We start from the raw sequence: 11,091 nt of genomic DNA, 5'->3' as shown, positions 1-11,091 counted from the left end.
TGAGAATTCCCGGAAGTGGTCAAAAGCCCCAGCCTACGGTGGTGGTGCGGCCCTGTCACCGCCCGCGTGTCGCACCGGCGGGAACCGGCGCCGGCCACGCCGCGTCGTACCCGGGTGACCGCACGAACGAAGGCCCGCAGGGCCGTCCCGGCAGCACGGGGCGGTCTCGCCGCGATCGCCCTGGCCGGTCTCGCGGTCCTCGGCGGTTGCGGACAGGAACAGGCAGGGAGTCCCACGATGAGCAGTTCGAGCCCGTCCGGTCCGTCGGCGACGACGACCCCCGCCGAGAGGTCGCTGACCGTCGCCCTCGACGACGGGAACGGCACCCGCCAGACCTGGCAGCTGGCCTGCTCGATCGACGGGACCGTCTCGGGCGACCACCCCGACGCCACGAACGCCTGCGCGGCGATCGCCGCGGCGAAGGACCCGTGGGCACCCGTCGACAAGGACATGGCCTGCACGATGATCTACGGCGGTCCGCAGGTCGCGACCGTCCAGGGGACCTGGGACGGCGTCAGCGTCGACGCCCGCTTCGTGCGGACCGACGGGTGCGAGATCGCCCGCTGGGACCGCCTCGCCCCGCTCCTGCAGCCGGGATCGGTGCCCGGCGGCTCTCCTGGCGCGATGTAGGCAATTGATCACAAGGAGTAGCGAAAAGAGCGCGGTCAGGGCAAGGTGTGTTGAGGCGACCTCAGAACGTGTTGAGCCGTACCCATCCAGGGCACGACCGGCACCGAACGTCTGATGTCCGAAGACGACGACGTGACACCTGCCGCGTCGAGCACCGGTGCCAAGGACGGCGCCCTGACTCTAAGGCTGCCCATGTTCAAGAAGTCTCTCATCGTCGACATGATCAACCGCAGTTCCGAGACCCCCGCCGACCGCAGGAACTTCCTGCGCGGCATGGGCCTGCTGTCCGCCGGCACCGTCGGCGCCGGCCTCGTCGGAGCTTCCGTCGCCGCCCCCGCGGAAGCCGCCCCGGGCGACCCCATCAGTGACGGCACGGTTCTCAACTTCGCCCTCAACTTGGAATACCTCGAAGCCGAGTTCTACTGCTTCGCCGCCTACGGCCACGGCCTGTCCGAAGCCATGGCCACCGGTACCGGCACCATGGGTGGCGTCACCGGCGGGCACCGGGTGCCCTTCAAGAGCAAGTCGATGCGCTACTACGCCGAAGAGATCGCCAACGACGAGATCGCCCACGTGAAGTTCCTGCGTGCGAACCTCGGGGCTGCCGCCGTCGCACGGCCGACGATCGACCTGCAGAACTCCTTCACCGGTGCGGCCGTCGCCGCCGGGGTCATCAAGCAGGGCGAGACCTTCGACCCGTTCTCCTCCGAGGCGTTCTTCCTGCTCGGGGCGTTCCTCTTCGAAGACGTCGGGGTCACCGCCTACAAGGGCGCGGCACCGCTCATCCAGAACAAGGACTACCTCGAGGCCGCGGCCGGCATCCTCGCCGTCGAGGCGTACCACGCGGGCATCGTGCGCACCCTGCTGTACGAGAACGGCCTCTCCACCCCCACCAACGCCATCTCCGACGCCCGCGACTCCCTCGACGGGGCCGGCGCGGACAAGGACCAGGGCATCACGACCGGTGCGTCCGGGCGCGCGAACCTCGTCCCGACCGACGCGAACTCGATCGCGTTCAGCCGTTCGCCGCAGGAAGTCCTCAACATCGTGTACCTGACCCCGGGCACCGGCGTCAGCAAGGGCGGGTTCTACCCCGCCGGTCTCAACGGCGACCTCAAGACCAGCTGACCCTGTCCCCCTCGACCTCTCGAAAGAAGAACACCGTGAAGAGATCCGTCATCACCGCCGGTGTCGCCGTGCTCGTCGGCCTCGGCACCACCGTCTCCGTCGCCCTGCCCGCGCAGGCGGCCACCGGCTTCAAGTTCGACCACCGCATCTCGGGCGCGGACCGCTTCGCGACGGCCGTGGCCGCCTCGAAGCTGCTCTACCCCACCGACGACACGGCGAGCGACATCGTCATCGTCAACGGGTACGCCACCGTCGACGGCCTCACCGCGTCCTACCTCGCGGGCCTGAAGAGCGCCCCGATCCTCTACACCGACACGAACGCCGTGCCGGCCTCCACCGCGACCGAGATCGCGCGTCTCGGGGCCACCGACGTCTGGATCGTCGGCGGCACCAACCGGGTCTCGCAGGCCCAGGAGGACGCCTGGAAGGCAGCGGGCAAGACCGTGCACCGCCTCGCCGGCGCGGACCGCTACGAGACCTCCGCCCTGGTCGCGGAGGCCGACGACTCCGGTGACGCACCGGAACAGGTGTTCATCGCCAGCGGGCTCTCCACCGCCGACGCCCTCGCCGCCGGACCGGTCGCGTGGGCCCGGAACTACCCGATCCTGCTGACCGACCCGAACAGCGTCCCGGCCGCGACCGCGGACGCCCTGAAGGAACTCGGGACGACGAACCGGGTCGTGCTGGGGAGTTCGACGTCGGTCTCCGACTCCGTCTACACCCAGGTCGCGGGGACCCAGCGCCTCGGCGGTGCGAACCGCCAGGAGACGGCCACCAAGATCGCCGACGACGTCATCGCGAACGACAACTTCGACCCGCAGAGCGTGGCCCTCGTCGGCGGGACGGACGCCACCGCGGCCGACGCGCTCGCCGCGGCCCCGGTCGCGGGTTCCTACGGGGTGTCGCTCGTCTTCACCGGCTTCGACGGCTCCCTGGGCGACAGCACGAAGGCCTACCTGGTCGCGAAGAAGGGCAACTACGTCCTCCCGGGCACCGGATGGATCTTCGGCGGAACCCCGTCGGTGCCGCAGGCCACCGCGGACGCGGCGACCGCAGCGGTCCAGTAGTCCCACCCGCTCCACGAACACCCACGTCAGTCGCCCCCTTCGTCCACCGCCTCGGCGCGGACGAGGGGGGCGATCTGCGTCCGGCCGCAGCACGAGGGGAAACCCTTACCGCGGGAGGCGCGAAGCGGGTACCGTCGCAGCGTGTCCACGACCCCGTGCACCGGGTGGCAGTCGCCGTAAGGCGGCTGTCGCGACCCTCCACGTCCCGAGCCGCCCACCGGCGGTCGGGGCCACGGGGTGGCACACGTGCGGTGGGTGGCTCCCGTCCCCGGGAGTTCCCGTTGTCCACCACCTCCATCGACGTCGCGCGACGACGCAGCGCCGAACTCGAACACGACCTGCTCGCCGATCCCGGACGTTTCCGCGTCCTGACCGGCGACCGCCCCACCGGTCCCCTGCACCTCGGCCACTACGTCGGAACCCTCGCCAACCGGGTCCGCCTCCAGACGGCCGGGATCGAGGTCTTCGTCGTGATCGCCGACTACCAGGTGATCACCGACCGCGATTCCGTCGGCGACGTCCGCGGGAACGTCCGCGAGGTGCTCCTCGACCACCTGGCCGCGGGGTTGTCCGTGCGCGACGGTTCCGGGGTTCCCGGGGCGACCGTCTTCACCCACAGCGCCGTTCCCGCGCTGAACCAGCTGGTGCTGCCCTTCCTCAGCCTGGTGAGCGTCGCGGAACTCCAGCGGAACCCCACGGTCAGGGCCGAGACCGCGGCGGCCACCCGCCGGGGTTCCGGCGCAGCTGGACCCAACGGGCTGCTGCTGACCTACCCCGTCCACCAGGCGGCCGACATCCTGTTCTGCGGTGCGAACCTCGTCCCGGTCGGACAGGACCAGTTGCCGCACCTGGAGACCGCACGCCTCGTGGCCCGTCGCTTCGGGGAGCGCTACGGCCAGGTGTTCCCCGAACCCGAGGCCCTCCTCTCGGCCGCACCGCTGCTGCTGGGGACCGACGGCGCGAAGATGAGCAAGAGCGCCGGGAACTCCATCCCGTTGCGGGCCGACGAGGACGAGACGGCGCGGTTGGTCCGCAGCGCCCGCACCAACACCGAGCGCCGGATCAGCTACGACCCGGTGCACCGTCCCGAGGTCGCGAACCTCCTCCTGATGGCCTCGCTGTGCTGCGGCCGTCCCCCCGAGGGGCTCGCCGAGGAGATCGGCGACGGCGGTTCGGCCGCGTTGAAGCACCTGGTCACGGAGTCGGTGAACGAACACCTGCGACCGCTGCGGGCCCGCCGTCGCGAGCTGGCGGGAGCGGACGACCACCTGCGCGCCGTCCTCGCCGCCGGGAACGCGCACGCGAACGAGGTCGCGGACGCCACGCTGCAGCGGGTGCGGGAGGCGATGGGGATGACGTACTGATCCCTTCGGACGCTCCCCGCCCAGGGTTCCCGCCCCGGCGGCACGTCAGGTGGTGATCCAGTGGTCCGGGGGTTCCTGCGGAAGGCCGGGAACCTCCCGCTCCTCCTCGCGCCACCCACCCGGCCCGAACACCTCGTCGGCGATCCGGCGCCAGAACCGTCCGGCGGTGAGGTTGTCGTGCTGGAAGACGACGTCCCAGGGTCCCGCGTGCCGGCCGAGGACGTCGAGGGCCAGCCGGCGCCCGACCCCGTCACGACGGGCGACCGGCGCGGCCCAGAACGCCGTCACCGCACGACGTTCCCCCGTCGACCCCGCCACGACCGCGAAACCCACCGGTGCCGCCTCCCCGGTCCTCGGGTGCGGTCGCCAGGCGAGGTACGTCGCGACGTCCCCGTCCGCACCGGACGGCAGACCCTGCGTCTGGTAGCGGCCGTCGGGGTACGGGAGGGCGGAGACCACGAGGGCGAGGTCGTGACGGAAGCACTGCCACAACCAGGCCACGACGTCGTGCTCCGCCCGGTCGACGGGACGGACCTCGAGGTCGTTCACCGCCGGCCCCCGGCCGCGAAGGGGCCGGACACGACCTGACCGACGGCGATCCGCACACCGGTCATCCTGTCAGCGGGGTTCAGGCGGCCTCGTGCGAGCTGTCCGCGCGACGCGTCCGGTGCTCGTCCAGGTGGACGACCTCCGCGTACGGTCCCGCCTCCTCGCGGGCGGCGCGCAGGACGATCCGCGTCGCGTCGCCGAACTCGGCGCCGCGCGGGGCGACGAGCAGCAGCCCGTCGCCCCTCCCCTCACGCGCGGCTCGACCCGCAGCGGCCATGACGGCGAGAACCAGCGTTCCCAGCGGAACCACGACCCCGACGAGAATGCTCGTCACGATACCCATCCCCCACGCCTCCCCCGTCGCTCGACCACTCGAACCGAACACCTCGAGCATCGGGGACGGAGCTGTGCGGGCGCATCGGACCGCGGGTGGAACCGCTGGTACTCCCGCAGGAGGACCCTCCCCCGCAGGGCGTGGGTCTAGCGTCCGAGGAACCGGTCGCGGGCGAGGACCCCGATGTCCGGGGCGTCGGTGAACAGACCGTCGATCCCGGTGTCGAACAACGCCTGCGCGTAGTCGAGCACGTGGCCCCAGGCCGTCGGGTCGTCGCCGTCGCGGTACTGCTCGGGCAGGAAGGTGTTCTCGGGTCGCAAGGTGTACGGCACGACCTCCAGGCCCGCCGCGTGGGCGTCGTCGACGAGTCCCCGCGTCACCTGCACCAGTGACGGACCGATCTGGTCCGTGAACGTGGCGAGCTCGCGCAGGGCCGAGGGGATCAGCAGGTCCGCGTACTGGCGGGGGTCACCGGCCGCGACGAGGTCGGCGGGGGCACCCGTCTCCGAGGTGAGGAACACCGTGGGCGTCCGCAGGCCGTAGGCCGAGCGCAACTGCTGCAGGTTGGTCAGCTCGAAGGACTGCACGACGACCGGCGCGTCGGCGGAGTTCAGGCCGGTGGAGTTCAGCGTCGCCACCACCTGCGCCTCGACGTCGAACCCGAGGGAACGGAAGTAGGTCGAGTGCTTGATCTCCGGGACGATCCCGATCGTGCGGCCGAGCTCGCGGGACAGGCGCTGCCGCAGCCGCAGGGCCTCGCGGAACGTGGGGACCCGCCACGACCCGTCGTAGATCGTGTTGTGCTGACGGATCTGCGGGAGGCGTTCCTTCGCCCGCAGCGTGCGGAGCTCGGCCAGCGTGAAGTCGGTGGTGAACCAGCCGGTGTACACGATCCCGTCGATGGTCCGCGTCGCCGACCGGTCGGCGAACTCCGGGTGGTCGGCGACGTCGGTGGTCCCGGAGATCTCCGGTTCGTGCCGACAGACCAGGACGCCGTCCTTCGTCGGGACCAGGTCGGGTTCGACGACGTCCGCACCCATCCGGGCCGCGAGTTCCCACGACGCCGTGGTGTGCTCGGGACGGTAGGCGGAGGCGCCGCGGTGGCCGACGACGAAGGGGGTCGGCCAGCCGTGGTCGGGGGCGGCCGAGGCGGTCGTGGCCGTGGCGGGGACCACCGCGAGCCCGCCGAGGACGGCGGAGGTGGTGAGGACGGAACGACGGGTGGGGGCTGCGCTGCGTCGCGTCATGCCCGCAGTGAACTCCTCCCGGGCCCGTCCCGCACAGGGGGGTCTGGGTGGACTCCGGGGGAACTCACTTCAGCAGGCGGGACATCCTGCGGTCCGCGAGGGGTTTGCCGCCGGTCTGGCAGGTGGCGCAGTACTGCAGGGAGCGGTTGGCGAAGGAGACCTCGCGCACGGTGTCACCGCAGACCGGGCAGGGCAGACCCGTCCGTCCGTGGACGCGCATGCCGGCCCGTTTGGCGTCCTTGAGCTCCTGGGCGGGTCGACCGCCGGCCTCGGCGACGGCGCCCCGCAACGTCGTCCGCAACGCGGTGTGGAGCCGTTCCACCTCCGCCTCGGGGAGTTTCCCGGCGATCGCGTAGGGGGAGAGCTTCGCGACGTGCAGCACCTCGTCGGAGTAGGCGTTCCCGACCCCCGCGAGCACCGACTGCTCGCGGAGCAGCCCCTTGACCTGCTGCCGCGAACCGTTCAGCAGCGCCGCGAACGCCGCCAGGTCGAAGGAGTCGTCGAGGGGGTCGGGCCCCAGCGAGGCGATCCCCGGGACCTGCTGGACGTCCTTCACGACGTGCACGGCCAGCCGCTTCTGGGTGCCGGCCTCGGTCAGGTCGAACCCCGGCGGGCGTTCGGGGTCCTCGTCGCCCTCGGGGGCGAGCCGGACCCGCAACGCGACGGAGTTCTTGCCGCTGGGCTTCAGCGGCGCCTTCGGCAGGGCGTCGGACCAGCGCACCCAACCCGCGCGGGACAGGTGGATCGCGAGGTGGATCCCGTCGACGTCGATGTCGAGCCACTTGCCGTGCCGCTCGACGCCGCTGACCAGCAGTCCACCGAGCGCCGTCGGCGGCGGGTCGTAGGTCTTGAGCACGTTGAGGGCGCCGACCTCGACGCGGGCGACGACGCGGTCCGTCATCCGCTCGCGCAGGAAGGCGGCGAGCCCTTCGACCTCGGGGAGCTCCGGCACCCGCCCAGTGTGGTGGACCGGCCACCGCGCGGCCAGGTTTCGTCGCACCGCAACCGTGCTCGACGGTCCGCAGAACTGTGGTTCTGGCGTTGTCGTGGCTCGCGGCGGACGTGCTCTCATGGCCGCTGCCCCCTGAGAGGAAACCCGTGGATCCCGCCGTCTTCGCCGCCAGCTTCCTGCCGATCCTGCTGCTGGAGCTGCCCGACAAGACCTTCGTGGCGACCCTCGTGCTCGCCACCCGGTTCAAGCCGCTGACGGCCTGGATCGGGGTCGGCCTCGCCTTCGCCGTGCAGTGCCTCATCGCCGTCGTCGCCGGACGCCTGCTCGCCCAGCTGCCCGAACGGCCGGTCGCGGCGGTGGCGGCGCTGCTGTTCGCCGTCGGCGCCTTCACCCTCTTCCGCGGTGCGGCGAAGGCGCAGCAGGCCGAGGCGGACGCGCTGCAGGAGTACGAGCAGAAGGTCACGGGCGGGAAGTCGGGGGTGCGCGCCGTCCTGGCCTGCTTCGGGGTCGTCTTCCTGGCCGAGTGGGGCGACCTGTCGCAGCTCTTCACCGCCGGACTGGCCGCCCGCTACGACGACCCGGTCTCGGTGTTCCTCGGTTCCTGGGCCGCACTGCTCGTGGTGTCCGGGCTGGCCGCGGCGATCGGGGCGACGGTGGTGAAGCGGCTCAGCGTCGCCACGGTGAGCCGGATCGGCGGGGTCGTCTGCACCGTCCTGGCGGTCCTGACCGTCCTCGAGGTGGTGGGCGTCGACCTGCCGGTCTGAGCCCGTGGGGCCCCTGTGACGGCGCTGGGTCGAGACACGAGTTCCGCCTGCGTTCGGACAAGCGGCGACCCGAGTGATTGACTGTGTGTCACGCATCGATGACTCTGCTCACATGCGTGGGGCTGGAGCGCCGTGGAGGGACCTCGGCGGGGTGTCGTTCGGGGCTGGGGAGGTCGAGGACCGTTGTTCCGCGTGGTCCTCCCACCCAACCCCCGGTCGGTCGGCATCGCGAGGTGGCTCATCACGGAGTGGTGCGCGCCCTGGGTCGCGGCCGACGAGATCCAGGAGGACACCGTCGAAGCGGCGCTGCTGCTGGCCAGCGAGGTCGTGACCAACGCCGTCATCCACGGTGACGGCATGGTGCTGGTGGCCCTCGACCGCGTCAACGGCGCCTCGCTGCGCGTGGAGGTCTCCGACAACGGCGGCGGGATGCCGCTGATCGGCTCGCAGCGCGCCGACGCCGAGAGCGGACGCGGGATGGCCATGGTCGAGATGCTGTCCAGCCGCTGGGGGACCGACCTCGCCGTCGGCCCGCTCGGCAAGACCGTCTGGTTCGAGCTCTCCGGGTCCTAGCCGTCCGTCGGCGCTGCCCCTCGTGCGAGCACCCCGACCAGCTGTTCGGCGGCCGCTCGCGCGTCGGCCTGACGTCGTCCCAGCTCCGGGACGTCACTGAGGTAGCTGTTGCCGAGCGCGATGGTGAGCACCCCGTAGACGACGGGGACGACGGCGGCCTCCTCGACACCGGGCCGATCACGGACGATCGCCGCGCGGATCGACCCCTCGAGACCCTGGTAAGCCGCGGAGACGATGTCGTGGATGGCCGGGATGGTCCGACCGGCGTCGACGAAGGCGTTGACCGCGGCGTTCTCGACACCGGGCACCGCGAACTTTCCGAACAGGTAGTCGAAGGTGGCCGAGAGGTCCGAGCCCGTGGGCACCAGGGGCGCCACCGCGGCGAGCTCCGCCAGGTCGGTCAGGGCCAGGGCCGCCTCCCCGAAGTAGAAGTAGCGAGCGGCCTCGATGAGCAGGTCCTCCCGGTTGCCCGCGATGTAGCGGACGTGACCGCGGGCCAGCCCTGCCGTGTCCGCGATCACCTCGAGCGTGGCACCACGGAAGCCGTGGGAGGCCATGGCCTGCACGGCGGCCGCGAGGACCTGGCCCTTCCTCTCGTGAGCTCGCGCCTGTCGCGACCCCGCTGCACCTCGTGTGCCCACCACTCTCCCCGATCTCCCCGAACCCCTTGTAGAACTTCGTCACTTCTGACTAAATGCACGCAACCGCGAGCCGGGCGAGTGCCCCAGAGCCGACGAAGGACCACTGCCGTGAGCCTGATCCTCAGCAACGCGAACATCCACACCTCCGACCCCGAACGACCGCACGCGGACACCATCGTCATCGACGGCGAGCACATCGCCTTCGTCGGGGCGGCGGACTCGTGGGACGCACCCGAGGGTTCGGACACGGTGGACCTGGGCGGACGCACGATCGTCGCGGGATTCGTCGACGCGCACGCCCACCCGGCCATGATCTCCCGCAGCGCCTGGCACACGACCCTGCCGTGGACGCACGACGCCGAGGAGCTCCTCGAGTTCGTACGACGCTACGCCGCCGAGCACCCCCGCGACGAGGCCCCCTACCTGTACTTCGAGTACTACCCCAGCACGTTGTTCCCGGCAGGTCAGCCCACGAAGGAGCTGCTGGACCGAGTGGTCGACGACCGTCCCGTCCTCTGCACCGACTTCAGCGATCACGAGCACTGGGTCAACAGCCGGATGCTGGAACTGATGGGGGTGACGGCCCGGACGCCCGATCCCATCCCCGGGCTGCAGGTGTTCGTCCGCGACGAGGACGGCGAACCCACCGGTCTGCTGCGCGAGTTCGCCCACCTCCCGTTCCTGGAGACCATGTACGACCGACTGGGCTGGAGGCCGCCGGAGCACATCACCCCCGAACTGCTCGCCCCCGTGCTGGACCAGCTGACGGCGAACGGCGTGACGGCCGTGTTCGAGGCCATCCTGGAGGACGACGAGGTCCTCGCGGCCGCGCAGGAACTGGACCGCCGGGGCGAGCTCGACCTCTACTACGAGGGTGCGGTGGTCTTCCGGGAACTGCGGGAACTCCCCACCGCCCTCGAGAAGGCGCACGAGTACCACGAACGGTACGGAGGTGCCCGCATCCGCGTCCGCACCCTCAAACTCATGCTGGACGGCACCAACGAGAGCGGCAACAGCGCCGTGCTCGAACCGCTGTGCCGAGCGGGGAACGGGCACGAGCTCGGCGAGATGGCGATGTCGACGGAGGAGCTGACGTCCTGCCTCCTGACCTGCAACGACGACGGGACGGACCTCCACGTCCACCTCGTCGGCGACCGCTCCTTCCGGTCAGCCTGCGACGCCGTCGCCGCCGCCCGGACGGCGTGTGCCGCGACCGGGACTCCCTGGCGCACGCAGGTGACGCTCGCCCACTGCGAACTGGTCGACCCCGCGGACATGCACCGGCCCGCGGAACTCGGGATCATCGTCAACTGGACGCCGCACTGGTCCGGAGGGTACTTCGGCGAGGAAGGACGCGCCCACCTCGGCGACGGACGCTGGAACCGCATGTACCGGTTCACCGAGTTCGTCGCCAGCGGCGCCACGCTGACCTTCGGCAGCGACACCGTGACGCAGTACGAGGCCCACCGGGGTTCCCCGCTCTTCGGGATGCAGGTCGCCGCCACGCGCGTCGACCCCGAGTTCCCGCTCGACGCCTCCCGGTACCCCCGCGGGGTACGGCCTCCGGAGGACGCAGGCCTCGGTCCCGACGTCCTGCTCAGGGGACACACGCTCGACGCCGCCCGGCAACTCCGCCTGGACGACCGGATGGGATCGCTGACCCCCGGGAAGCTGGCCAACCTCGTCGTGCTCGGGGAGGACCCGCTGACGGTCGACCCGAGCCGGCTGTCCGAGGTCACGGTCGACGCGGTGGTCTTCGAGGGGACCGTCGTCGCCGGCTCCCTCCCGTTCGGCACGGAATCGCCCGCACCGTCCCGCTCCGGCGCCACCCCAGTGTGAAGG

12 protein-coding genes are annotated in these 11,091 nt (G+C 71.3%); 7 read left to right on the top strand and 5 right to left on the bottom strand.

The window, feature by feature from the left end; translation table 11 throughout:
* The first annotated feature begins 114 nt into the window (after positions 1-114).
* The 4 genes from OG218_RS14865 to trpS all read left to right on the top strand — a co-directional run bounded on the left by OG218_RS14865 (position 115) and on the right by trpS (position 4,189).
* Positions 115-630, top strand: a complete 516-nt coding sequence (locus OG218_RS14865) for an SSI family serine proteinase inhibitor (RefSeq protein WP_328294004.1) — start codon at positions 115-117, stop codon at positions 628-630.
* Positions 631-822: 192 nt separating this feature from the next.
* The gene (locus tag OG218_RS14860; protein WP_328294003.1) at positions 823-1,758 is read left to right on the top strand and encodes a ferritin-like domain-containing protein; all 936 of its coding nucleotides are present in this window, start codon (positions 823-825) and stop codon (positions 1,756-1,758) included.
* 35 nt (positions 1,759-1,793) lie between these two features.
* Positions 1,794-2,825 carry a cell wall-binding repeat-containing protein gene (locus tag OG218_RS14855; RefSeq protein WP_328294002.1) on the top strand — a complete coding sequence of 344 codons (1,032 nt, stop codon included), beginning with the start codon at positions 1,794-1,796 and terminating at the stop codon, positions 2,823-2,825.
* Positions 2,826-3,106: 281 nt separating this feature from the next.
* Positions 3,107-4,189: a tryptophan--tRNA ligase gene (gene trpS, locus OG218_RS14850; protein WP_328294001.1), complete on the top strand. Its 1,083-nt coding sequence runs from the start codon at positions 3,107-3,109 to the stop codon at positions 4,187-4,189.
* Between the two features lie 45 nt (positions 4,190-4,234).
* On the opposite strand, the gene OG218_RS14845 is transcribed toward trpS, so the two are convergent.
* The 4 genes from OG218_RS14845 to OG218_RS14830 all read right to left on the bottom strand — a co-directional run bounded on the left by OG218_RS14845 (position 4,235) and on the right by OG218_RS14830 (position 7,271).
* The gene (locus tag OG218_RS14845) at positions 4,235-4,738 is read right to left on the bottom strand and encodes a hypothetical protein (protein ID WP_328294000.1); all 504 of its coding nucleotides are present in this window, start codon (positions 4,736-4,738) and stop codon (positions 4,235-4,237) included.
* A 79-nt stretch (positions 4,739-4,817) separates the two neighbouring features.
* Entirely contained in the window at positions 4,818-5,072 is a 255-nt protein-coding gene (locus tag OG218_RS14840; RefSeq protein WP_328293999.1) for a hypothetical protein, read from the bottom strand.
* A gap of 146 nt (positions 5,073-5,218) precedes the next feature.
* Positions 5,219-6,319 (bottom strand): glycerophosphodiester phosphodiesterase family protein, encoded by a 1,101-nt coding sequence (locus tag OG218_RS14835; RefSeq protein WP_328293998.1) that lies wholly within the window; start codon positions 6,317-6,319, stop codon positions 5,219-5,221.
* Between the two features lie 64 nt (positions 6,320-6,383).
* Positions 6,384-7,271, bottom strand: coding sequence for an Fpg/Nei family DNA glycosylase (locus OG218_RS14830; RefSeq protein WP_328293997.1), 888 nt, complete (start codon positions 7,269-7,271; stop codon positions 6,384-6,386).
* A 146-nt stretch (positions 7,272-7,417) separates the two neighbouring features.
* Here OG218_RS14830 and OG218_RS14825 point away from each other — a divergent pair, with 146 nt between their 5' ends.
* Together OG218_RS14825 and OG218_RS14820 are read left to right on the top strand one after the other, a co-directional pair.
* Positions 7,418-8,035 (top strand): TMEM165/GDT1 family protein, encoded by a 618-nt coding sequence (locus OG218_RS14825; RefSeq protein WP_328293996.1) that lies wholly within the window; start codon positions 7,418-7,420, stop codon positions 8,033-8,035.
* A 192-nt stretch (positions 8,036-8,227) separates the two neighbouring features.
* The gene (locus OG218_RS14820; RefSeq protein ID WP_328293995.1) at positions 8,228-8,608 is read left to right on the top strand and encodes an ATP-binding protein; all 381 of its coding nucleotides are present in this window, start codon (positions 8,228-8,230) and stop codon (positions 8,606-8,608) included.
* Here OG218_RS14820 and OG218_RS14815 read toward each other — a convergent pair.
* Entirely contained in the window at positions 8,605-9,174 is a 570-nt protein-coding gene (locus OG218_RS14815) for a TetR/AcrR family transcriptional regulator (protein WP_328296245.1), read from the bottom strand. The two genes, OG218_RS14820 and OG218_RS14815, sit on opposite strands and share 4 nt — an antisense overlap.
* A gap of 183 nt (positions 9,175-9,357) precedes the next feature.
* On the opposite strand from OG218_RS14815, the gene OG218_RS14810 reads away from it, so the two are divergent.
* Positions 9,358-11,088 (top strand): amidohydrolase, encoded by a 1,731-nt coding sequence (locus OG218_RS14810; RefSeq protein WP_328293994.1) that lies wholly within the window; start codon positions 9,358-9,360, stop codon positions 11,086-11,088.
* Positions 11,089-11,091 lie beyond the last annotated feature (3 nt).

The organism is Kineococcus sp. NBC_00420 (assembly GCF_036021035.1).
Classification (GTDB): Bacteria; Actinomycetota; Actinomycetes; order Actinomycetales; family Kineococcaceae; genus Kineococcus.
This window is presented reverse-complemented; position numbering and strand designations above follow the sequence as displayed.